This is a genomic window from Cellvibrio mixtus subsp. mixtus J3-8, from assembly GCF_000766945.1.
Lineage (GTDB): Bacteria > Pseudomonadota > Gammaproteobacteria > Pseudomonadales > Cellvibrionaceae > Cellvibrio > Cellvibrio mixtus_A.
In genome coordinates this window covers 1,223,540-1,245,980 of the sequence record NZ_KN266207.1, presented here as the reverse complement: position 1 = coordinate 1,245,980, position 22,441 = coordinate 1,223,540, and the positions used below count along the sequence as shown (strand labels likewise).

The 22,441-nt window shown below is 46.5% G+C and carries 21 protein-coding genes; 18 read left to right on the top strand and 3 right to left on the bottom strand.

Translation table 11 applies throughout. The features are described from left to right. The first annotated feature begins 115 nt into the window (after positions 1–115). Complete coding sequence (locus tag A596_RS10345; RefSeq protein ID WP_039914189.1) at positions 116–883, top strand: hypothetical protein; 768 nt, start codon at positions 116–118, stop codon at positions 881–883. A 144-nt stretch (positions 884–1,027) separates the two neighbouring features. On the opposite strand, the gene A596_RS10340 is transcribed toward A596_RS10345, so the two are convergent. Further along, a complete protein-coding gene (locus A596_RS10340; protein WP_039914188.1) occupies positions 1,028–1,492 on the bottom strand; it encodes an EVE domain-containing protein in 465 nt (154 codons plus the stop codon). Positions 1,493–1,520: 28 nt separating this feature from the next. Beyond that, a complete protein-coding gene (locus tag A596_RS10335) occupies positions 1,521–3,515 on the bottom strand; it encodes a VacB/RNase II family 3'-5' exoribonuclease (protein WP_039914187.1) in 1,995 nt (664 codons plus the stop codon). 260 nt (positions 3,516–3,775) lie between these two features. Here A596_RS10335 and A596_RS10330 point away from each other — a divergent pair, with 260 nt between their 5' ends. The 3 genes from A596_RS10330 to A596_RS10320 all read left to right on the top strand — a co-directional run bounded on the left by A596_RS10330 (position 3,776) and on the right by A596_RS10320 (position 8,750). Continuing rightward, the gene (locus tag A596_RS10330; protein WP_039914185.1) at positions 3,776–5,500 is read left to right on the top strand and encodes a potassium/proton antiporter; all 1,725 of its coding nucleotides are present in this window, start codon (positions 3,776–3,778) and stop codon (positions 5,498–5,500) included. A gap of 17 nt (positions 5,501–5,517) precedes the next feature. Then, on the top strand, positions 5,518–6,978 hold the full coding sequence (locus A596_RS10325; RefSeq protein ID WP_039914183.1) for an NAD-dependent succinate-semialdehyde dehydrogenase: 1,461 nt from the start codon (positions 5,518–5,520) through the stop codon (positions 6,976–6,978). A 131-nt stretch (positions 6,979–7,109) separates the two neighbouring features. Beyond that, positions 7,110–8,750 (top strand): methyl-accepting chemotaxis protein, encoded by a 1,641-nt coding sequence (locus A596_RS10320; protein ID WP_039914182.1) that lies wholly within the window; start codon positions 7,110–7,112, stop codon positions 8,748–8,750. A gap of 70 nt (positions 8,751–8,820) precedes the next feature. On the opposite strand, the gene A596_RS10315 is transcribed toward A596_RS10320, so the two are convergent. After that, a complete protein-coding gene (locus A596_RS10315) occupies positions 8,821–9,624 on the bottom strand; it encodes an inositol monophosphatase family protein (protein WP_039914181.1) in 804 nt (267 codons plus the stop codon). A gap of 251 nt (positions 9,625–9,875) precedes the next feature. On the opposite strand from A596_RS10315, the gene trmJ reads away from it, so the two are divergent. The 14 genes from trmJ to A596_RS10245 all read left to right on the top strand — a co-directional run bounded on the left by trmJ (position 9,876) and on the right by A596_RS10245 (position 22,425). After that, positions 9,876–10,703 carry a tRNA (cytosine(32)/uridine(32)-2'-O)-methyltransferase TrmJ gene (gene trmJ / locus A596_RS10310; RefSeq protein ID WP_039914179.1) on the top strand — a complete coding sequence of 276 codons (828 nt, stop codon included), beginning with the start codon at positions 9,876–9,878 and terminating at the stop codon, positions 10,701–10,703. Positions 10,704–10,868: 165 nt separating this feature from the next. Further along, positions 10,869–11,357, top strand: coding sequence for a Fe-S cluster assembly transcriptional regulator IscR (gene iscR / locus A596_RS10305; RefSeq protein ID WP_039914178.1), 489 nt, complete (start codon positions 10,869–10,871; stop codon positions 11,355–11,357). A 27-nt stretch (positions 11,358–11,384) separates the two neighbouring features. Continuing rightward, on the top strand, positions 11,385–12,545 hold the full coding sequence (locus A596_RS10300) for an aminotransferase class V-fold PLP-dependent enzyme (protein WP_039914175.1): 1,161 nt from the start codon (positions 11,385–11,387) through the stop codon (positions 12,543–12,545). A 32-nt stretch (positions 12,546–12,577) separates the two neighbouring features. Then, positions 12,578–14,014, top strand: a complete 1,437-nt coding sequence (gene sufB / locus A596_RS10295; protein WP_039914172.1) for a Fe-S cluster assembly protein SufB — start codon at positions 12,578–12,580, stop codon at positions 14,012–14,014. A gap of 58 nt (positions 14,015–14,072) precedes the next feature. Then, positions 14,073–14,858, top strand: a complete 786-nt coding sequence (gene sufC, locus A596_RS10290; protein ID WP_412130156.1) for a Fe-S cluster assembly ATPase SufC — start codon at positions 14,073–14,075, stop codon at positions 14,856–14,858. A 2-nt stretch (positions 14,859–14,860) separates the two neighbouring features. Next, complete coding sequence (gene sufD, locus A596_RS10285; RefSeq protein WP_039914168.1) at positions 14,861–16,183, top strand: Fe-S cluster assembly protein SufD; 1,323 nt, start codon at positions 14,861–14,863, stop codon at positions 16,181–16,183. Next, entirely contained in the window at positions 16,176–17,405 is a 1,230-nt protein-coding gene (locus A596_RS10280) for a cysteine desulfurase (protein WP_039914166.1), read from the top strand. The genes sufD and A596_RS10280 overlap by 8 nt, the downstream gene beginning before the upstream one ends. Positions 17,406–17,441: 36 nt before the next feature. Then, positions 17,442–17,798 carry a HesB/IscA family protein gene (locus A596_RS10275; protein ID WP_039914164.1) on the top strand — a complete coding sequence of 119 codons (357 nt, stop codon included), beginning with the start codon at positions 17,442–17,444 and terminating at the stop codon, positions 17,796–17,798. A 31-nt stretch (positions 17,799–17,829) separates the two neighbouring features. Next, positions 17,830–18,366 (top strand): putative Fe-S cluster assembly protein SufT, encoded by a 537-nt coding sequence (sufT, locus tag A596_RS10270; RefSeq protein WP_200882892.1) that lies wholly within the window; start codon positions 17,830–17,832, stop codon positions 18,364–18,366. A gap of 36 nt (positions 18,367–18,402) precedes the next feature. Then, positions 18,403–18,825 carry a SufE family protein gene (locus A596_RS10265; protein WP_039914161.1) on the top strand — a complete coding sequence of 141 codons (423 nt, stop codon included), beginning with the start codon at positions 18,403–18,405 and terminating at the stop codon, positions 18,823–18,825. Positions 18,826–19,000: 175 nt separating this feature from the next. Next, positions 19,001–19,426 (top strand): nucleoside-diphosphate kinase, encoded by a 426-nt coding sequence (ndk, locus tag A596_RS10260; RefSeq protein WP_039914159.1) that lies wholly within the window; start codon positions 19,001–19,003, stop codon positions 19,424–19,426. Positions 19,427–19,463: 37 nt separating this feature from the next. Next, positions 19,464–20,642: a dual-specificity RNA methyltransferase RlmN gene (gene rlmN, locus A596_RS10255; protein ID WP_039914158.1), complete on the top strand. Its 1,179-nt coding sequence runs from the start codon at positions 19,464–19,466 to the stop codon at positions 20,640–20,642. A gap of 23 nt (positions 20,643–20,665) precedes the next feature. After that, positions 20,666–21,445 carry a type IV pilus biogenesis/stability protein PilW gene (gene pilW, locus A596_RS10250; protein WP_235425667.1) on the top strand — a complete coding sequence of 260 codons (780 nt, stop codon included), beginning with the start codon at positions 20,666–20,668 and terminating at the stop codon, positions 21,443–21,445. Between the two features lie 26 nt (positions 21,446–21,471). Beyond that, positions 21,472–22,425 (top strand): RodZ domain-containing protein, encoded by a 954-nt coding sequence (locus A596_RS10245; RefSeq protein ID WP_039914155.1) that lies wholly within the window; start codon positions 21,472–21,474, stop codon positions 22,423–22,425. Positions 22,426–22,441: the final 16 nt, after the last annotated feature.

Below are 22,441 nucleotides of genomic sequence, written 5' to 3'. Positions count from 1 at the left end.
AGGAATGCCTCGGCCCAAACGATAGCTGGATAACATCCAAATTGAAATAGCGCTGAGCACGATAATGAGGTGGCGACGAGACTTTTCCGCGAACGCTAGTTGCGAGAGCAAGGTTGTGAATAATTTTAAGGTTTTCATTTTTATTTTTGCGACATTAATCGCCGCCTGCACCCCAACCCAACGCCCGCTGCAAAACGGGCAAGGGTATGTGGTGCTGCCCATCAGCAAAAGCCAATACCGCATTGAGTATTATCTCAAAAACGCCAAGCTAGCCGAAACTTACTGGAATACCACCGCCGGGCAATTATGTCCTGATGGGTTTCAGGTTCTTTACGATAAAAAATTCACGTTGAATTTTGATATGTATGTGCCTATTGCTGGCAACAACGTTAATTTGGGGCGGCAGGAGTTTATTCAGTACGGGCAAGTGGTTTGCAATGGCAGTGCTTCAAATACGGTGATGCTGACTGAAAGTAAATGGAAAGAGTTTAACCAGGAAACACGCTCGGTGACGCCAGTGAGCGAGCGTTGGTTAACCGAGACATTAAAAGTGCATGTTAGTCATTTGCCAGTATTGCCCGTTGCTAATCCAACATTTGCGTTGGAAAAGGATTGGGGTAAACCCATGAAGCGCGATCATCGAGGAGCCGATACGCTGTCGATTTGGGTTAAGGGCGGTGATTCCTGGTATCCGAACTACATCGGTTTGATCGAGCGTAACGGCTGTTTGCATTTAGTGATGATACTTCCAGGGATTTCAGCAGTAATGATGGAGGGATTCGAAAAATTGGCCGAACAGAATAAGGGGCTGGAGAATCTGATTGCCGGTGGCGCTATACCTGCTTATTTTTATCCATCGCCAGCGGGCTGTACTGTTCAATAATTTGTACAAAAATGGAGAATTGTTTCTGTGTGGAAAGGGGGGTAGGGATAGCTGAGCTTGTGATTACCGATACTCAAATTCAATTTTTTGCGTGCGGCAACATTGTTATGTTGGGGTTCGAAAACTTACCACCAACCTACATTATTATTTTAATAACGAGTTAATCAATTTCCATTCATCCGCCGTTACCGGCTGCGTAGACAACCGACTCTGCTTAACCAACACCATATTCTCCAGTGCGGGCTGCGCTTTGATTTCTGCAAGTGGAATCAAACGTGGAAAAACTTCGGTGAGTTGAATATCCACCGAAACCCAACGCGGGTTTTCCTGTGTGGATTTCGGATCGTAATAATCACTTTCCGGATTAAATTGAGTGGGGTCTGGATAGGCGGTTTTTACAACTTTGGCGGTGCCGACGATGCCGACGTTTTTGCAGCTGCTGTGATAAATAAAAACTTCATCGCCGAGCTTTACTTGATCGCGTAAAAAATTGCGTGCTTGATAATTGCGAATGCCATCCCAGCGACCGGTTTTGTTGGGCGCGGCGGCGAGATGATCTATGCCGTAGATATGGGGTTCAGCTTTGAATAACCAATATTGCTTCGCCATAGATCATCTTCCTTTTGCGGATATTAATTTAAAGCCACGCGCTTAAACGCTGTGCGGTTTCCTCGCTGACAACTTCCAGGTTAATTTTACGTTTTTCGATATCTACCTCTTTTACCAGAACGTAAACTTTATCGTCCAGGCGCCAGGTTTTTCCTTCAATGGTTAAACTCAAGCGGCGCGAATCAAATTGCGCTTTTACTTCACCTTCCTTTGGTGCGAGTAATGCGTAACCATCAAGGCCCCAATCATCCAGCTTGATACCTAAACCAAATGAGTTAACGAGTGCAACACTGCCTTGATGCAAGCTGCCAACATGTTGCGCCGCATATTGGCAGCCCAACCAGGTTTCAGTAAAGCGGCACGCCTGGCGGCCAGTGTTTAATTGGTTTTGCAATGCGTCGGCAAATTGTTTTTTATCAGCGATTTCAACGGGCGGTAATCCGCGCAGGATACGTTTGATGGCGATGTGATTAAACAAATCGTTGTAACGGCGAATCGGTGAAGTCACCATCGCGTAAGCGTTAAAGCCGAGGCCAAAATGCGGAATTGGATCAAACGTGAGTGATCCCGCTTGCAACATCCGTTGCAATAATGAGTGCAGTGGTGCGCTATTAGGATTGTTGGTTGGATTGGTGCGCAGCTCGCGAAACAGTGCTTTGAAATTATCGAGCTGGGTTAAATCGCCGGGGATTAAATCCGGGCGGTCTTCCTGCACCAGTGCTTGTGCATCACTGACACGTTCGGGGCGGAAACCAATATGGCTGGAAAAAATACCGTAACCCGGATGCTGCAAAAATAATTCGCCCGCACAAATATTGGTGACGAGCATTGCCTCTTCGATCATGCGATGAGCGGTGTTGCGTTCGCGTTTTTCAATATGATCAATTTTTTTCTGGTCATTCAGTACAAACGCATAGTCCGCACGTTCTTCCATAACCAATGCATTGGCTTGGCGATAGGCGGCGCGTGCTTGCGCAAAGGCTTGCAGTTCTACCAGCATGTCGTGCACATGGACCGGCGCAGATAAAGTGGAGATGTTACTGGTTAATGCATCAAATACGCCCTGGTAACTTAATTTGCATTGCGAACGAATTAGCGCTTCAGCAAATTCATATTTGCTGATCGTGCCGTCGCGCAGGATTTGCATCCGGCAAATAACAGTCGGGCGTTTTTGTTCGGGAACCAGGGAGTAAGTATCGTGCGATAAATCCACCGGCAACATGGTAACGGTTTGCCCGAGGATGTAATGCGTGCTGGCGCGTTCGCGTGCGGCGAGTTCAAGCGGGCTACCAAACTCGATGTGTTTGCTCGGGTCGGCAATCGCAGTAATTAATTCCCAGCCTTGCTCGTTCGGGGTGATATAAATCGCATCATCCATATCGCGAGTATTTTCAGAATCAATCGTCACAAAGGGCAGGTGGGTTAAATCCAATTCGCCATTATCAAATGTTAGTGGTGACCAATTAATGCTGCTAGCCTGATTTTGTGCGGGGGCGTGCCACTCGAACGGCATATGGAATTTGGCAATGCTGTAACGACTTTCTACACCCGGGTCTTCCCCTTTGCCAAGGCGATTAACGATATGTACCTGCGTTTTTCCTTCACTGTTAAAGGGGTGGCGAGCAATCTCGCAGTGAATCAGGTCGCCTACCTCAAAACCTTTACGTTCCTGCGGTGGAATAAATAACCAGCGATTAAAGTTGGCAACATCGGGCTCAACAAAATCCGTTGTGCCTTTGTTCACATAACGACCAACAAATTCCTTTAGGCCCGGAGTAATCAGTTTTACCAATTTGGCTTCAAACTGACCTTTACTATTGGTGGTGATTTCCGCCTCAATCCGGTCATCCGGCAGTACACGCATCATCTGCTCCGGGTCGATAAATGCTTCGCGCCCGTCATCAAGAATCAGGAAACCAAAACGTTTGGTAGTAGTGCGAACCGAGCCTTGCGCTATGTCTTTAGCGGATATGATTGACGATTTCAGTTGGGATAGTTGTTGCAGGGCATCTTTATTGAGCATGAGGTACGACTTATATAAGGATAATGCGCCGGATTATAGCCCGAATCGGCGCTGAAGTAGTGCGTCTTTCGCAGCTCTATTGCCGACTATTTTTTTATAAATTTTAAGCTTTACTCATTATTCATGCGCGGCGTTTTGACAGCTGGCACTGGCGGCGGGTTACAATCCTTTACAGTTAGTGATTGTTTTTATTGGACTTATTGCGATTTTTATTTAACGCATCGCTATTTTTATCCCACTCTCTGAATAAGGGTTAGTTTTTGGACGCTATTACCATCAACCATATATTGCTCATTGGGGCGTTGCTTGTTGCCGCCAGCATTTTGATGAGTTCAATTTCGACCCGTGTTGGCATTCCCATTCTGGTTATTTTTTTGGCAGTAGGAATGCTTGCCGGCGTGGATGGCCCGGGTGGAATTGAGTACAAAGATTATTCTTCCGCCTATCTCGTCAGTAACCTCGCCCTGGCCATTATTTTGCTGGATGGTGGTATGCGTACGCGTACCAGTAGTTTCCGCGTGGCGTTATCGCCGGCGTTATCACTTGCGACCATCGGCGTGTTGATCACTGCCGGATTAACCGGGTGGGCCGCAGCTTGGTTATTTGATTTGAGCTTGCTGGAAGGTTTGTTGATCGGCGCGATTGTTGGTTCGACCGATGCGGCCGTGGTGTTTAATTTGCTGAACGGTAAAGGTTTGAACGAGCGGGTCAGTGCGACCCTGGAGATTGAGTCGGGCAGTAATGACCCCATGGCCTTGTTTTTAACCATCACCCTGATTGCCATGATTTCCGCAGGTCAAACCGGTTTTTCCTGGGGCTTGCTCGCGACGTTCGTAGAGCATTTTGCGATTGGGATCGCATTCGGTTTGGGTGGCGGGTGGTTGTTATTGCAGATGATCAATCGCCTGACTATTGCTGGCGGTTTGTATCCGCTATTGGCGGTGAGTGGGGCCATTATGCTGTTCGCCTTGTCGAATGCGTTGCACGGCAGCGGTATTTTAACGGTATACGTTTGTGGTTTGATGCTGGGTAACCAACCCATTCGCAATCGCCACGGCATTTTGCATATGTTTGATGGCCTTGCATGGTTAAGCCAGATAGGGATGTTTTTGGTATTGGGATTATTGCTTATCCCGAGTCAATTATTGCCGATTGCAGTCCCTGCATTGTTGTTGTCGTTGTGGATTATTTTGTTTGCACGTCCCTTGTCTATTTTTGTAGGGCTATTGCCATTTCGCAGTTTTAACTGGCGGGAGCGTACATTTATTTCCTGGGTAGGGTTGCGCGGTGCGGTACCGGTCATCCTGGCGGTATTTCCCTTTATGGCCGGTTTGGAAAATGCACAGCTGTTTTTTAATGTGGCGTTTTTTATCGTGTTGGTTTCCCTGTTGATGCAAGGCACCACCCTTGGTTTCGCAGCAAGGCTGGCTAATGTTGTGGTGCCTGAAACGCCATCTCCTATGTCCCGCGCTGGCTTGGAGATTCACGTAACCAGCCAATGGGAGTTGTTTATTTACAAGTTAGGGGCGGAAAAATGGTGCATCGGTGCGGCGTTGCGTGAATTGCATATGCCGGATAACACGCGCATTGCAGCATTATTCCGCGATAAGGAATTATTGCATCCATCGGGTAGTACGCGGTTGATGGCAGGCGATGTGCTTTGTGTAATAGGCCATGAAAATGATTTGCCATCATTGGGAAAATTATTCAGCGTAGCGCCGAAACGCACACTGGATTTAAGTTTCTTTGGCGATTTTATTATGCAGGGTGATGCGGAGTTGAGTGATTTGGCGATGCTATATCGACTCGATTTGAAAGGCTATGAAGAGCACAAAACATTGGGGCCATTAATCGCACAGATGCTGGGCGGCAAACCGGTAGTGGGTGACCAAACAGAGTGGAGTGGTATGTTGTGGACCATTGCTGAAGTGGATGGCAACGATGTTCGCAAAATCGGTGTCAAACCTGTTACCAGGAAAACTTGAGTAATAAGGTGAATGTGATGAGCTTGATCGAATCCGGTTTGTTCAAACCGCAATTGTTGATAGATGGTATCTGGTCTGCCGCTGCCGATGGAAGTGTATTCGCAGTAGAAAATCCGGCAACCGGTGAGGTTATTGCACGGGTTGCTGATGCGACGCCTGCAGATGCGGGGCGCGCAATTATGGCCGCTACGCGTGCGCAAATTGCCTGGGCAGAAACATCCGTATTGGAGCGTAGTCGTTTATTGCGCAAATGGTTTGATTTGGTGATGCTGAATCAGGATGCGCTGGCAAAAATACTCACTATTGAACAAGGTAAACCGCTTGCTGAAGCGCGTAGTGAAATTGCTTACGGTGCAAGTTACATCGAGTGGTTTGCGGAAGAAGCCAGGCGCATTTATGGTGATGTGATTGCTCCGCCAGAAAATAGCACGCGTATTTTAGTGATCAAACAGCCTGTTGGGGTGGTTGCAACAATTACACCGTGGAATTTCCCTAATGCAATGCTCGCACGCAAATTGGCACCGGCGCTTGCTGCGGGTTGTGCGGTGGTGGCAAAGCCAGCGGCAGAAACGCCTCTATCGGCATTGGCATTAGGGCAGCTTGCATTGGATGCAGGCATACCTGCAGGCCTTATCAATATTCTTCCTTCAACTCATGCCAAAGAAATTGGTGAAGCCTTTACCTCAAATGAGCAAGTACGAAAAATTTCGTTTACCGGATCAACTGCGGTCGGCAAACAATTAATCACCCAATGTGCGCCGGATGTAAAACGTGTAAGCCTGGAATTAGGGGGTAACGCTCCGTTTGTTGTTTTTGATGATGCTGATCTTGATGCGGCGGTTGAGGGTGCAATTGCTTCAAAATTTCGCAATGCAGGGCAAACCTGTGTTTGCGCTAATCGTTTTTATATCCAGCAATCAATCTACGATACATTTTGTGAAAAACTTATATCTGCAATGAAAGGGTTTTCAATCGGTAATGGATTGGATAACGGAATAACAATAGGGCCACTTATTTCCAATCGAGCGCAACAAAAAGTGCAGGCATTATTGGATGATGCAATTTCACGCGGAGCGAAAATCGCCTGTCAGGCTATGCAAGATGATTCATGGCAAGCAGGCCATTTTTTTCCGCCAACATTATTAGTGAATGTTCCAACCGATGCACGTTTAACCTGTGAAGAGATTTTTGGGCCGGTTGCCCCGATGATTCCGTTTGAAACAGAGGCGCAAGTTGTTCAGTTCGCTAATGCCTCCGAATACGGTTTAGCGGCTTATCTTTTTACGCGTGATGCAAAACGTATCAAACGTTTATCTGATCAATTGCAAACCGGAATGCTGGGAATTAATACCGGCTTGATTTCCAATGCGATGGCGCCATTTGGTGGAATTAAACAATCTGGCTGGGGGCGTGAAGGTTCCCGTTATGGCCTGGATGATTACGTGAATGTTAAATATTTGTGTGAATCATTTTCCTGACCAGCAAGCTTGTCTGTGTTATCGCACAAGTTTGGCACGATAATAGGGCATTTTTCTATTTCCATACTAGACTTTGATTTACCAGCAAGTGTGTTGGTATTTATATCGATCACAAGTCTATGAGGTTTGCCATGTTGTCCTGGTACGAAGGATTAAGTTTGCGTTGGAAGTTGCGCCTTCCATTATTGTTATTAGTGATATTGGTGTTGTACATGGGGCTACATGCGATTAACACCAGTAGAACATTAGGAAACAATGCAATTAGCATTGCCAAGGTCAACCTGCCGGAAATTCAATTATTAATTCAGGCTGACCGGGATTTATACCAGTCGCTAACGGCAGAGCGTGCTTTATTGCAAGTTGAATCAAGCCAACACGCCGCGCTATTTACCGAGCAGGCAGACAATGCCAAACAAGCTCATGATCGTGTTTATCAATCCCTCGACATTTCTACTACGTCAACGCCAGCAGAGCGCGAAGAATTTACCCGGCGCTATAATGCATGGAAAGAAGCTGCAACGGATGTCATTAATACCGCGCGTTTAAATGATGATGTTAGTCGTGCCTCAGCGACAGAAAAATCTTATGGGCCTGCATCAAAAGCATTTCAACATTTGCGCGACTATATTGATGAGTTGCAAGAAAAACGATTGGTTGATGTGGATGAATACACCAAACAAATAGATCACGATCTTGATTCAAGTACCCAACAATTATTTGTAATTGTTGCCATTGCGACCATGGTGAGTTTGCTGGCTGCATTTTTCTTGCCTTTACTGGTGGCAAACCAGGTGCGTGGTATTAGTGATCGCATCCAGAATATTGCCCAAGGCGATGGTGATTTAACCATTCGTGTTCCTGTTACCACAAAAGATGAGCTCGGCGAATTATCCGCGCACGTTAATGTGTTTATGGAAAAATTGCAGCGAATTATTGCCAGTGTTTTGCAAAACACCAATGAAGTTTCCAAAGCTGCAGAATCGTTGTTAAGTGTATCAAGCAGCAGTCAAAAAGCCGCTGATGAACAATGCCATGCAATCACTATGGTGGTTACTGCGGTGAATGAATTGACCATGGCCATTCAGGAGGTAGCACGCAATACCAGCAGTGCTGCGCAGAATACGAAAAATGCAACTGAAATTACCGAGCTTGGTCAGGAGCGGATCCGTTTGGCCGTCGAGCATGTTAAAGGTTTGTCGTCGCGTATTCATGAAACAGCGGAATTTATGTCCAGGCTCGAAGGCGAAGCTAAAAACGTAACCTCTGTTATTGATGTGATTCGTGGTGTGGCCGAACAAACAAATTTGCTCGCATTAAACGCGGCGATTGAAGCTGCGCGCGCTGGTGAACAGGGCAGGGGGTTTGCAGTTGTTGCTGATGAAGTCAGGACTCTTGCGAGCCGCACCCAACAATCTACCGGTGATATCCAGGGCATGTTGAGCCAGTTGCAATCTGGTGTGCAACATGCGGTGACAGCGATGGGTAATAGTGAAATCCTGACCAATGATGCAGTGACATCGGCAAGTGATGCGGGCAACTCCCTGGCGGGAATTAATTCCGCGGTGCGTGAGATTGCTGATATGACCACGCAAATTGCTACTGCTGCTGAAGAACAAAGTTCAGTAACGTCTGAAATTGATCGCAATCTGGTGCAGATAAATTCCCTCGCAATGAATACTGCGGAAGGTGCATCCAAAACTGCACAGGAGAGTCAACGTTTAAACCAATTATCAATTCAGTTGCGGCAGTTGGTAGGGCAATTCAAAGTTTGATTCGGATTTAACACATTGAAAATAAAAACCGGAGCTTTGGGCTCCGGTTTTGCATCACTTTACTGCGGTTTTATTTCAAGTGACCAAGATTTTTTTGCACTATCTGCAAAATCGGTTTAAACACTTTAGGTGAGCCACATACGATATGGCCGGTTTCCAGGTAATCGGCACCGCCATTAAAGTCACTCACCAGGCCACCTGCTTCTTTTACCAGCAAGACGCCGCCAGCAATATCCCACTCATTCAAATTCATTTCCCAGAACGCATCAAAACGACCGGCGGCAACGTACGCCAAATCCAACGCAGCTGAACCGCAGCGGCGGATGCCGGAAGTTTGGCCGGCAATTTCCTGTACGCATGCGAGATAAGGAATGATGTGTTCAAACGCATAACCACTAAATGGAATACCGGTACCAATCAACGAACCCTCAAGGCCGCGACGGTTGGATACACGTAAGCGACGGCCATTCAGCATCGCACCGCGACCGCGGCTAGCGGTAAATTCTTCGCGTTTGATGGGGTCAATTACCACAGCGTGTTCAATTTGGCCTTTGTATTTACAGGCAATCGATACAGAAAAATGTGGCATGCCGTGGATAAAATTAGTGGTGCCATCCAATGGGTCGATGATCCATTCGTAATCGGAGTTTTTGCCAGGTTGGGAGCCGCCTTCTTCGCCACGAAAACTGTGGTCAGGGTAGGCTTTGCGGAGGTTATAAATGATTTCTTTTTCAGCCGCTTTATCAACTTCGGTGACGAAGTCATTGCGACTTTTGGTCTCGACAGTGAGTAGGTCAACGCGTTCAAATGCGCGTTCAATTAATTCTGCGGCTTTGCGACCAGCGCGCAAAGCGATGTTAATCATGGGTTCCATAAAGCACCGGAAATAAGGGTTTACTGAATAACCAGAATGCGATGAGTTGACCTTGCGGTACTCAGTCGAGAATCAGGGGTTGTAAAAGAGCGGGGGTCGCAGGTGACATAAGCACCTCACACCAAGGGCGCGAAGTATAACGGCAAGTGCTTGTGGCGGCTAGTCATAACTGGAGGCAAGGCGTACGTATCTGTATACTGCGCGCCGTTTTGTAGTGCCCATTAATACCGTCACGGTTTTGAGAGAATCCTATGTCAGCCCAGCCTTTTTCCAATATCCGCATCGTCCTGGTGAATACCAGCCATCCTGGCAACATCGGCGGTGCTGCGCGGGCGATGAAAAACATGGGACTGTCGCGCCTGTATCTGGTTGCTCCGCAAGAGTTTCCCTCGGATAAAGCGGTATGGCGCTCCGCTGGTGCAACGGATGTGTTGGATAACGCGGTGGTAGTGGAGACGCTTGATGAGGCTATCGCCGGTTGCGGGTTGGTGGTGGGCACGAGTGCACGCGAGCGCCGTATTCCCTGGCCATTGCTCGATCCGCGCAAATGCGGTGAAAGCGTATGGTCAGAAGCTGCTAACCATGAAGTAGCAGTTGTGTTCGGGCGCGAAGATCGTGGCCTGACCAATGAAGAACTGTATAAATGTAATTATCACGTTCATATTCCGGCTAATCCTGACTATAGCTCCCTGAATCTGGCGACGGCGGTGCAGGTCATTTGTTATGAAATTCGTATGGCTTATTTGTTGGCAGCGGAGGGTAATACGCTTCCGCAATATCAATGGGATATGCCTCCGGCGGAGCCTAATGCAATGGAAAGATATTACGATCATCTGGAGCAGACCCTGGCAGAGCTGGATTTTCTGGATCGTGATAATCCAAAACAAACCATGACCCGCTTGCGCCGCCTTTATAACCGTATTCGTATGGACCAAATGGAATTGAATATCCTGCGTGGAGTGCTTACGGCCATGCAAAACTATGTGCATTACAGCAGTAAGGTAATGGCCAAACTGGGCCTCAAGCCGGGACTTGAGTCTATGCGCGAACTGGTAAAAGAGGATAAGAAACCTGATTAATTGCTGTTCCTTATGTTGGATAACGGGTTTTAGCGGTTTTTTTGGCGTTGGAAAAAACAGAATACTTGAGTAAAATACTCGGAATTAAAGCCATGGCAGGATCATGGCAGCCAGGCCATCGCAACCATACTCAGTATCCGGGATTTATACGAGGCGTTTTCGCTTATGAGACTCACCACCAAAGGCCGCTATGCCGTTACCGCAATGCTGGATTTGGCGCTTCATAGCGAACAAGGTCCGGTTAGCCTGGCTGATATTTCTGCGCGCCAGGGGATCTCCTTGTCCTATCTGGAACAGCTATTTGCCCGTTTGCGCCACTTCAAATTGGTTAAAAGCGTGCGCGGTCCTGGTGGTGGTTATCGATTGGAAGGAGACACTGCCAACATCTCGGTTGCACAGGTAGTTGATGCGGTCAGTGAATCATTGGATGCGACTCGCTGTGAAGGTAAGGGTAATTGCCATGAGGGCGAAGTTTGCTTGACCCACCATTTATGGGAAGACTTAAGTGCACAGATCCACCGTTTCCTGAGTGAAATTACTTTGGCAGATCTGGTGGCACGCAATGACATCCAGGCAGTGCGCCAGCGTCAGGATATACGGTTGGCGAATAGCCACCATGATGAAACACATATCGCCATCAGCGAAATCCTTTAATCGTTTTTGTTCAGAGTACTCACCGTTTTGCGCAAACCTGTTTATCTAGATTACGCCGCAACTACGCCGGTTGCCCCGGAAGTAGCGACGCGCATGGCTGAATGCTTGACCCTTGAAGGGATTTTTGCGAACCCGGCATCGCGTTCGCATATGTATGGATGGCAGGCGGAAGAGCAGGTTGAAGAAGCGCGCGCGCAAGTTGCTGCATTAATTAACGCAGACCCACGTGAAATCGTGTGGACTAGTGGTGCGACGGAGGCCAACAATCTGGCGCTCAAAGGAATTGCTGAATCCTATCGCGCGCAACATAAAGCCGGTGGGCACATCATTGTGTCTGCGGTTGAGCACAAGGCAGTATTGGATCCTGCTATATGGCTGGAAAGCCAGGGGTTTCGTATAACGCGCCTTGCACCGACCAATGAAGGAATTATTTGTGTTGATTCACTGTCTGCTGCACTGGAGCCGGATACTTTTTTAGTCAGCCTAATGCAAGTCAATAATGAATTAGGAGTCATTAATGATGTAAAAGCATTAGCTGCGCTGTGTAAATCGCGTAATGTTTTATTGCATTGTGATGCGGCCCAAAGTGCCGGAAAAATTGCAATCGATGTGAAAGGGTTGGGTGTAGATTTATTGTCGCTGTCTGCGCATAAATTTTACGGCCCTAAAGGTGTTGGCGCACTGTACGTGCGTCGCTCGGGCGAAGTAAAAATCGCTGCACAAATTCATGGCGGTGGACATGAGCGCGGCATGCGCTCAGGCACTTTGGCAACGCACCAATTAGCAGGAATGGGCCAGGCAGCGTCTCTCGCCGCTGAACAATTGGTAACTGATTCAATCCGTATTGCACAATTGCGTGATCGTTTATGGCAAGGGCTTGAAGATTTGCCTGGTATTCATCGCAATGGTTCTGCAACTAATTGCGTGAGCGGAATTTTAAATATCGCATTTGGTAACATTGATGGTGAAATGCTGTTGTTATCGTTGCGTGATCTTGCCGTCTCCAGTGGGTCGGCATGTAACTCGGCGAGTATGTCACCCAGTTATGTGTTGAAAGCAATTGGGTTGAGTGATGAAGCAGCGCAGGCCTCGCTGCGTTTTAGCATTGGTCGTTATACCACTGCTGATGAAATTGAATTTGCGATTGAACACATTCGCAGTGTAATCGCCAAGCTGCAAAAAGCCTGAAGCTTTCACGCGCAGGATAGAAGGTAGATATCATGTCTGAACAAGTCGAGCACCTCATCAAAAAGGAATACGCTGCTGGTTTTCATACCAACATCGTTTCTGAAACTCTGCCACCGGGATTGAATGAAGATGTTATTCGTTTTATCTCTGCTAAAAAATCCGAACCGGAATGGTTACTGGATTGGCGATTAAAAGCGTACAAAGCCTGGCAAGAGATGAGTGAACCAACCTGGGCGCACGTGAACTACGATGAAATTGATTTTCAAGCGGTTTCTTATTATTCCGCACCAAAATCAATGGATGAAAAACCGAAAAGTCTGGATGAAGTTGATCCTGAATTATTGCGTACTTACGAAAAACTCGGCATTCCGTTGCATGAACAAGCAGCACTTGCCGGTGTGGCAATGGATGTGGTGTTTGATTCGGTTTCTGTGGTAACCACCTTCCGTGAAAAATTACTGGAAGCTGGTGTGATTTTTTGTTCGATCAGTGAAGCCGTACAAAAATATCCTGAATTGATTAAGAAGTATTTGGGTTCAGTGGTTCCGCAAAAAGATAATTTTTATGCGGCATTAAATTCCGCAGTATTTTCTGACGGCTCTTTTGTATATATCCCAAAAGGAGTGCGTTGTCCGATGGAGCTGTCCACGTACTTTCGTATCAATGAGCAAAACACTGGTCAATTCGAGCGGACACTGATTGTTGCCGAAGAGGGTTCTTACGTCAGCTACCTTGAAGGCTGCACGGCGCCAATGCGCGATGAAAACCAATTGCATGCTGCTGTTGTAGAATTGGTTGCCCTCGATAACGCTGAAATTAAATACTCCACCGTACAAAACTGGTATCCCGGCAACGAAGAGGGCAAAGGTGGTATTTATAACTTTGTAACCAAGCGCGGTGTGTGCCATACCAATGCAAAAATTTCCTGGACACAAGTGGAAACCGGTTCTGCTGTTACCTGGAAATATCCCAGCTGTGTGTTGCGTGGTGATAATAGTGTTGGTGAGTTTTATTCTGTGGCACTCACCAATAATTACCAGCAAGCCGATACCGGAACCAAAATGATCCATATCGGCAAGAACACCCGCTCAACCATTATTTCCAAAGGCATATCGGCCGGCAAGAGTTCCAATGCGTATCGTGGGTTGGTGCGTATCAATCCTGGCGCAGAGGGCGCGCGCAATTACACCCAATGTGATTCATTATTGATTGGCGATAAATGTGGAGCCCACACTTTTCCTTATATTGAAAGTAAAAACCCGACTGCTGTTATTGAGCACGAAGCAACTACTTCCAAAGTCAGTGAAGATCAAATGTTCTTGTGCCAGCAGCGTGGCCTGGATGCAGAAAAAGCAGTATCCATGATTGTGAATGGTTTCTGTCGCGAAGTATTTAAAGAATTGCCCATGGAATTCGCAGTAGAAGCGGGCAAATTATTGGAGGTCAGCCTGGAGGGCTCTGTAGGTTAAGTGATTTTGTGTCTTGTGTTAGCAAGCGATATAACCCGATAACGATTTTAAAATTTGAATTTACCGTGTTGAAAAACTTCCGGACCTGAAATTTATGTTACGCATTACTGATTTGTTTGCCCGTGTTGAAGAAAAAGAAATCCTGAAAGGTTTAAATTTGACGGTAAAGCCGGGCGAAGTTCACGCCATTATGGGGCCTAACGGTGCTGGTAAAAGTACATTAGGTAATGTGTTATCCGGTCGCGAAGGTTATGAAGTCACTGGCGGCAAAGTTGAATTTAATGGCAAGGATTTGTTTGATCTGGAAATTGAAGAGCGCGCTCGCGAGGGTTTATTTCTGGCTTTCCAGTATCCGGTAGAAATTCCGGGTGTCAGCAATATGGAATTTTTAAAAGCCGCTGTCGACGCTAAGCGCAAGCACAAAGGTGATTCGGAATTATCCGCTGTGGAGTTTATGAAAGTTGCACGCGAAGCCAGTAAGCGTGTGAGCCTGGATCAGGCGTTTTTAAAGCGTGGTGTGAACGAAGGTTTTTCCGGAGGCGAGAAAAAACGCAACGAAATTATGCAGATGATGTTGCTGGAGCCAAGTTTGTGCATTCTGGATGAAACAGACTCTGGGCTTGATATTGATGCACTGCAAGTTGTTGCCAACGGTGTTAATGCCATGCGTTCTCCTGAGCGTAGTTTTATCGTGGTAACCCATTACCAGCGCTTGCTGGATTACATCGTACCGGATTATGTTCACGTATTGGCAAATGGAAAAATTGTAAAAACCGGTGATAAGAGTCTCGCGCTGGAGCTGGAAGAAAAAGGCTATGCCTGGCTGGAAGATGAGGCCGTATAAGCATGACTGATTTTCAACATCAAGCAATTCGCCTCACTTCCATGCAGCGTCCGGAGACCTGGTTGGAGAGTTTGCGTACAAAAGCTGCTGACGATTGGTTGGCTCAACCATGGCCAACGCGTAAAACCGAGCATTGGAAATATACTCCGCTACAGAATCTGCAAAAAACTATTTTGCATGCCTGGGGGAGGGAAGAAGTTCCATTGCTTGATACGCTGCTTGAAAACAACCTTGCTCCATTGAATGCTTATCGTCTCATTTTTATTGACGGTGTTTTTGATCCATTTAACTCAAGCAAATTACCTGCGGAAGTTGTGCAATTTTCAAAGGCGAATGAAGATCAACAAGCAGTAGTTCTGAAATATTTAGGGACGATAATTGAAGGTGAACGTCACCTGTTCGCGACCTTGAGTAACGCATGGCTGGATGACGGTGTGCTGATCCACGTGCCGCGCAATCAAAAACTGGACAAGCCTGTTTATATTGTAAATGTTTCTACTGCTGCCCCCGTTACTACCAACCAGCGTGTGTTGATTGTGCTGGAAGAAAACTCAAGTGCTGAAATTGTGGAGCATTATTTTTCTGCCGATCCTGTGCAGCAAGGTTTTGTCAATTCGCTCACTGAAATTCACATTGGTGATAATGCGAGTTTGCAACATTATCGGTTAAACCTTGAGGAAGAGCAGGCGCAACACATTGGCGCTGTTCATGTGGATTTACAGCGCAATGCGCGGTTGCGTGGTTTTGCAATTGCGTTGGGTGCAAGCCTGATGCGCATTGATTACCAATTGAATCATCGCGGTCAGGGGGGCGAGTTGGATCTGCAAGGCGTTTATGTGCCGCGCAATAATCAATTGGTGGATTATCACACCAATATTTGCCACTGGGTGCCGCACTGCCGATCTAATGAAGCATTCCGCGGCATTGTAGGTGATTCTGCCCAGGCTATTTTCAATGGCCGCATATACATTCATCAGCACGCACAAAAAACATTGGCTGAATTAAGTAACAAAAATTTACTGACTTCCAGCAAAGCCGAAGTGAATACCAAGCCTGAACTGGAAATATATGCAGATGACGTGAGGTGTGCGCATGGCGCTACTGTCAGCCAGCTAAATACAAATGCTCGCTACTATTTGCAAAGTCGTGGTTTGTCGCGAAGCGAAGCTGAAGTGATGCTGAGTTTTGGTTTTATTAATGAATTGCTGGAGCAAATCGCGCAACCTGTTGTGCATGATTATTTACAGCCGCGCCTGGCTGCATTATTTGGACGTGATAACAGTTTGAATGAGGCGAGCAGCTTGTTGGGTGATAGTAATGGCTGACGCTGCATTTGATGTAGAAAAAATTCGCGCTGACTTTCCGATATTGCACCAGCAAGTTAACGGGCAGCCACTGGTTTATCTTGACAATGCGGCGACTACGCAGAAGCCCAACGCCGTTATCGATGCTATTAGTGATTATTATCGCAATGATAATAGTAATGTTCATCGCGGCGCTCATGCGTTGGCGGATCGCGCCACGGTAAAATTCGAAGCAGCCCGTGAAAAAGTAGCAGCGTTTTTGAATGCACCTTCTGCGCGGCAAATTATTTGGACTCGTGGCACCACTGAAAGTATTAATTTGGTTGCAGCGAGTTGGGGTAAAGCATTCTTGCAGCCGGGTGACCGCATTCTGGTTTCCGCGATGGAACATCACTCCAATATTGTTCCCTGGCAATTGGTCGCTGCAATAACAGGTGCGAAAGTTGAGGCGATTCCTGTTGATGCCAACGGTAATATCAATATGTTGGCATTTGATTCGATGTTAGATGCTCACGTAAAAATGGTTGCAGTGGGGCATGTGTCCAATGCGATGGGAACCATTAACCCTGTTGAAAAAATTGTTACGCTCGCGCATGCAGTAGGCGCCCGTGTATTGATTGATGGTGCACAATCATTGAGCCATTGGGCGGTAGATGTACAGGCACTAAATTGTGATTTTTATGTATTCTCCGCGCATAAATTATTTGGCCCCACCGGCCTGGGCGTGCTTTACGGTAAAGAGGATTTACTGAATGTCATGCCACCTTATCAAGGCGGTGGTGAGATGATTGAAACGGTTAGCTTTTCTGGAACTACTTTCAATCAGTTACCGTATAAGTTCGAAGCCGGGACGCCGGATATTGCAGGTGCTATTGGTTTGGGTGCTGCTATCGATTATTTAAATGGTATCGACAGGGTTGCAGCTGCTGCACATGAGCAAGCTTTGCTTCGATACGCTGAGGGTAGGGCGCATGCTACGCAAGGCTTGAAATTGGTGGGAACTGCCACACATAAAACGTCTGTTATGAGTTTTTTAATCGAAGGCGCCCATCCGGCTGATGTCGGTGTTTTACTGGATAAACAAGGTGTGGCAGTCCGTACGGGCAATCACTGCGCGCAACCGATTATGGATCAATTTGGAATTCCCGGTACCGTGCGTGCAAGTTTCAGTTTTTATAACACTTTTGATGAAGTGGATCGCTTATTCGCTGCGATTGAAAAAGCGAAAACTTTTTTGCTTTGATACTTCGGGATTATCCTGAAGAAGAGGGGGTTGATCATGAGTGTCGCTTCATTTGATCCGCAACAACAAACCGTACAGGTTACGCCAGCGGCAGTTGCACATTTCAAACGTCAATTGGATAACAGCCAAAACAAGGCTGTCCGTTTGAGTGTTAAACAAAGTGGCTGCACCGGCTGGATGTATGTAGTGGATTTGGTTAATGAATCCAGGGTTGATGATTTGCATTTGTCATTGGGTGATGGTGTTGAATTATTGGTAGATCCAAAAAGTTTACCGGTGGTTGGCGGCACTGAAATTGATTACGTCACCGAAGGTGTGAATCGTCAATTGAAGTTCAATAATCCACGCGTGAAAGATTATTGTGGTTGCGGTGAAAGTTTTAGCGTTAATTAATAATTTTTTAACGCTACAGGAATAAATATCTATGTCTGAAAGACGTATGGTAGTGGCGCAAGCCGATTGCCCCGCACGCCGGGTGCCTGATGGTACGCCGCTGACTATCCCGGAAGGGACTTTTGTAACTATCACCCAGGCATTGGGTGGAAACTATACCCTGACTTACCATGGGCAAATGGTTCGCGTAGATGGAACTGATGCGCATCTGCTGGGGTTGGAGTCAGAGCAATTAACTTTTCCCGAGCCAACAGATGGTTCCATTCATGAAGATCAGGTTTGGTTTGCATTGGGAACAGTGTTCGACCCGGAGATCCCGGTGGATTTGGTGAGTCTGGGGCTTATTTACAGTGTTCAGGTAGATCAACAGGAAAAGCGGGTTGATATCCGGATGACATTAACCGCACCTGCTTGTGGTATGGGGCCCGTGCTGGTAGGTGATGTGGAGTATCGGGTGCGCAAGGTACCCAATGTAAAATCAGTGAAAGTGGAATTGGTGTTTGATCCACCGTGGCAGCGCCATATGATGAGTGAAGAAGCCCAGTTGCAAACGGGTATGTTTTACTGATTCCAGTCGTTGAAGCAGGTGTTAATTGAGATTGTTATGACCCAATTTGGTATTGACGTAAGTGCAGATGACATCATTGATAGCTTGAGCTTTTTTGATAATTGGGAAGAGCGATACAAGTACATCATCGACCTTGGTAAGGAACTGCCACCAATGCCGGAAAGCTTCAGAACGGACGAATTTCTGGTTCGCGGCTGCCAAAGTCAGGTATGGTTGGTGGGGGAGTGGCGCGATGGGAAGTTGTTTTTCCTGGCGGATAGCGATGCGTTTATCGTTAAAGGTTTACTTGGGGTTGTTCTTGCCGCCTTTAATGGCAAGGCGCCCGGGGATATTCTTGGATTTGACATTGATGGGTATTTCTCCCGGCTGGATTTATTGCAGCATTTGAGTTCAACCCGCGGAAATGGGCTTAAAGCAATGGTTAAACGTATCAAGGATAAAGCGGCTGCAACGCATTAAAGGTAGTTTTATATGTCATATCGATAGCTGATTTTGTTTATTAATCAAATAGCTAGGATATAAAAATCACGTAAACCCGCGTATAATCCGCGGGTTTTGTATTTTATGGGGCCTGGATTCGCAATTGCGACTCACAAAAGTCCCCTCAAACCAAGAATCGGTGTGGAGTTTCCAAATGGCTGTTGAACAAACCTTATCAATCATCAAACCTGACGCAGTTAGCAAAAATCACATTGGCGAGATAGTTGCCCGCTTTGAAAAAGCAGGTCTGAAAATTGTTGCGCAGCGTATGCTGTTGCTAAGCCGCGCTCAGGCTGAAGGCTTTTACGCTGAACACAAAGGTCGTCCATTTTTTGATGGTTTGGTCAATTTCATGACCTCTGGCCCTGTTGTTGTACAGGTGCTCTCCGGTGAGAATGCAATTGCATTGAATCGCGAGTTAATGGGGGCTACTGATCCGGCTAAAGCGGCCCCTGGAACTATTCGTGCTGATTTTGCACAGGCGATAGATGCCAATGCTGTACATGGATCTGATTCTCCTGTTTCGGCTGCGCGCGAAGTTGCTTACTTCTTCGCCAGCAATGAAGTTGTAATTCGCTAATACCGCATAACACTGTTTTATTCATAGGTGCAGAGCCATGACTGAAGTATCCAGTTCCACTCCTGCCGCGAAAGCGGTTGTTGCAGAAGGCTCTGCAAAAATGAATCTCCTCGGCTTGCCTGAAGCCAGGCTGGTGGCGTTTTTTGAATCTATTGGCGAGAAAAAATTTCGTGCTATTCAAGTGATGAAATGGATTCATCAATTTGGCGCTGATAATTTTGATGATATGAGTAATGTCAGCAAGGATTTGCGGGCAAAGCTCAAAAATATCGCCGAGATTCGCCCACCGGAAGTTGTCCAACAATTCGATTCAGCTGATGGTACGCGCAAGTTTTTGATTCGTGTTGCCGGTGGCAATGTCATTGAAACTGTTTTTATTCCTGATGGTGATCGCGGAACGCTGTGTGTTTCATCGCAAGTTGGCTGTTCGCTTGATTGCAGCTTTTGTGCAACAGGCAAGCAGGGCTTTAATCGTGATTTAACTGCCGCCGAAATTATTGGCCAGGTTTGGATTGCTGCGAAATCCTTTGGTCAGTTGCAAGCTAATGGGCCGCGCAGGGTTACTAACGTTGTAATGATGGGCATGGGCGAACCATTATTAAATTTCGATAATGTTGTTGATTCCATGAACTTAATGATGCACGACAATGCTTATGGCATTTCCAAGCGTCGCGTAACATTAAGTACCTCTGGTGTAGTGCCGCAATTGGATCGTTTAAGTCAATTCACTGATGCCTGTCTCGCGATTTCATTGCATGCACCTAACGATGAGTTGCGCAATGAGCTGGTTCCTATTAATCGTAAATATCCTATCGCGATGTTATTGGACTCTGCCAAGCGTTACATTGAAGCTATGCCAGATACCCATCGTAAAATTACCATCGAATATACGTTGATTGATCAGGTCAATGATCGTCCGCATCATGCGCAGCAGTTAGCAGAGCTCTTGCGTGAGGTGCCAGTCAAAATCAACTTGATTCCGTTTAATCCCTTTAATTTGTCCAACTACAAGCGTGTGAGCAACAATGCATTGCGCAAGTTTCAGGATATTTTGATGGAGGCTGGGTATATCACCACGGTGCGTACAACTCGCGGTGATGATATTGATGCAGCTTGTGGCCAGCTCGCAGGTCAGGTAAATGATATTACCCGTCGTAGCGAACGCTATCGAGCTCAATTTGATGAAGTTCAAGCGGTAAAAATTATAGGCCAGTAACTCTAATAACGATGAGGTCGGTGATGCAAACAAGTAATGTGTCTAGATTTGCCAGGTATATTTTGCTGGTTTTAACAACGGCATTATTTGTGAGTGGTTGTGTATCGGAAGGTGGAAAACCCAAGCGTCCGGTAGATAAAAATAAATCGCTAGAGCTACACATTCAATTAGCCCAGGGTTATATCGACAAAGGGAATCGCGAGTCTGCACGTCATCATTTACGCAAAGCGTCAGAAATTAACAGTAATTCTCCTGAGGCAACCGAAACGCTGGCGCGACTTTATCAGTTGGAAGGCGAGTCAAAACTTGCTGAAGAAACCTTTAAAAAGGCGATTAAAGGTAAAAAGAATTTTACACTGGCGCGTAATAATTTCGGTGTTTTCTTATTCAGTGCCAAGCGTTATGAAGAGGCATTGATACAATTTGAATTGGCCGCCGCAGACCTCGATTACAATGGGCGCGCCGCTGCCTTGGTAAATGTGGGGCGGACAGCATTGTTGTTGGGAAAAAATGATCGCGCAAAAGCTGCGTTCGAACATGCTTCAGTTTTGGACCGCAATTCAGCGGATGCAAATATAGAACTCGCTGAAATTAATTTTCAGGAAAAAGAATACGCAAAAGCAAAAGAGCACCTTGATCGTTTTCAGGCATCTGGACAGCAGTCTCCAAGAGCACTGTTATTGGGGATCCGCCTTGAGCGGGTTTTTGGGAATAGAGATAAAGAAGCGAGCTACGCGTTAATGTTAAAAAATCGTTTCCCGTATTCGAAAGAATATTTGGAATATAAACAAACGATGATGTAAAAAATAGCGAGACTTAAAGGCGTTTAATGTTTTCTGATGATGAGAAAAAAGCGGCTGATGACAGCCGTTTCGGCGAATTGTCCCCAGGCAAATTGTTGGTTTGGGCGCGTGAGCGTGCCGGTTTAACTCAAGAGCAAGTCGCCAAAGAGTTATACATGACACTGACAAAAGTGCGCGCGCTTGAGGCGGATGATTATCGCCATATGGGATCTGATACCTTTACTAGAGGTTATCTGCGGTCCTACGCTAATTTGGTAAAACTTGATGTTGTGCAGTTGTTGGCGGCTTATGATCGCCATGCACAAAAGCACGGCTTGATCGAGCAAGTTATGCCACGCAAAGTAGAGTCTACGTCCAAACCGCTTTGGCAGTTTGTTGTGCTTATCGTCATTGTTTTACTCGTGTTGTGGCTTATTTCTGTGTGGTTTTTTGATAATCGCAAAGCCCCTGAATATGCTATGCCCGCAGCGATTGTTACTCCGATTGAGACGTTTGTGAGTTCAAGTGCTAGTGGCGAAAATTCCAGTGCGACAAATTCAGATGTTTCTAACGCAATCAATTCTATTAACTCTGTTTCAGCGATTAATAATTTTCCGAGCAACTCTTCTACGGGTATCGCGTCTACTTCTACGCCATCTGTTGCTCTCAATAGTTCTGTTGCATCAAGTTTGATTACCAATGCGTCTGCATCCTCTTTTAATGCAAAGCAGGAAGTGCGTAACGCTACGCTTGATCAAATTGTATTTATATTTTCCGAAGAGTGCTGGTTAGAAGTCAGCGATTCCCGTGGCGATGTGTTAGTGGCAGATTTACAACCTGCAGGTGGGCGGATCACGCTACAAGGAAAGGCTCCATTTGATGTGACATTGGGGAATTCACCTGCAGCTCAAATTGAATTGAACAGCAAAAAAGTTACGGTGGTTCCTGCATTGGGAACTAATGTCCTTCGTTTGAAAGTTGGCAAATCCATAAGCGATTAGGCAAATGGAGTAATTG

What these genes read in the sequence shown, in the direction of transcription:
- trmJ (WP_039914179.1), top strand. Translation starts at nt 9,876, where the DNA reads ATGTCAGCCCAGCCTTTTTCCAATATCCGCATCGTCCTGGTGAATACC.
- A596_RS10320 (WP_039914182.1), top strand. Translation starts at nt 7,110, where the DNA reads ATGTTGTCCTGGTACGAAGGATTAAGTTTGCGTTGGAAGTTGCGCCTT.
- ndk (WP_039914159.1), top strand. Translation starts at nt 19,001, where the DNA reads ATGGCTGTTGAACAAACCTTATCAATCATCAAACCTGACGCAGTTAGC.
- sufD (WP_039914168.1), top strand. Translation starts at nt 14,861, where the DNA reads ATGACTGATTTTCAACATCAAGCAATTCGCCTCACTTCCATGCAGCGT.
- iscR (WP_039914178.1), top strand. Translation starts at nt 10,869, where the DNA reads ATGAGACTCACCACCAAAGGCCGCTATGCCGTTACCGCAATGCTGGAT.
- pilW (WP_235425667.1), top strand. Translation starts at nt 20,666, where the DNA reads ATGCAAACAAGTAATGTGTCTAGATTTGCCAGGTATATTTTGCTGGTT.
- A596_RS10265 (WP_039914161.1), top strand. Translation starts at nt 18,403, where the DNA reads ATGACCCAATTTGGTATTGACGTAAGTGCAGATGACATCATTGATAGC.
- A596_RS10325 (WP_039914183.1), top strand. Translation starts at nt 5,518, where the DNA reads ATGAGCTTGATCGAATCCGGTTTGTTCAAACCGCAATTGTTGATAGAT.
- sufB (WP_039914172.1), top strand. Translation starts at nt 12,578, where the DNA reads ATGTCTGAACAAGTCGAGCACCTCATCAAAAAGGAATACGCTGCTGGT.
- A596_RS10340 (WP_039914188.1), bottom strand. Translation starts at nt 1,492, where the DNA reads ATGGCGAAGCAATATTGGTTATTCAAAGCTGAACCCCATATCTACGGC.
- A596_RS10280 (WP_039914166.1), top strand. Translation starts at nt 16,176, where the DNA reads ATGGCTGACGCTGCATTTGATGTAGAAAAAATTCGCGCTGACTTTCCG.
- sufT (WP_200882892.1), top strand. Translation starts at nt 17,830, where the DNA reads ATGTCTGAAAGACGTATGGTAGTGGCGCAAGCCGATTGCCCCGCACGC.
- A596_RS10245 (WP_039914155.1), top strand. Translation starts at nt 21,472, where the DNA reads ATGTTTTCTGATGATGAGAAAAAAGCGGCTGATGACAGCCGTTTCGGC.
- A596_RS10275 (WP_039914164.1), top strand. Translation starts at nt 17,442, where the DNA reads ATGAGTGTCGCTTCATTTGATCCGCAACAACAAACCGTACAGGTTACG.
- rlmN (WP_039914158.1), top strand. Translation starts at nt 19,464, where the DNA reads ATGACTGAAGTATCCAGTTCCACTCCTGCCGCGAAAGCGGTTGTTGCA.
- A596_RS10335 (WP_039914187.1), bottom strand. Translation starts at nt 3,515, where the DNA reads ATGCTCAATAAAGATGCCCTGCAACAACTATCCCAACTGAAATCGTCA.
- A596_RS10315 (WP_039914181.1), bottom strand. Translation starts at nt 9,624, where the DNA reads ATGGAACCCATGATTAACATCGCTTTGCGCGCTGGTCGCAAAGCCGCA.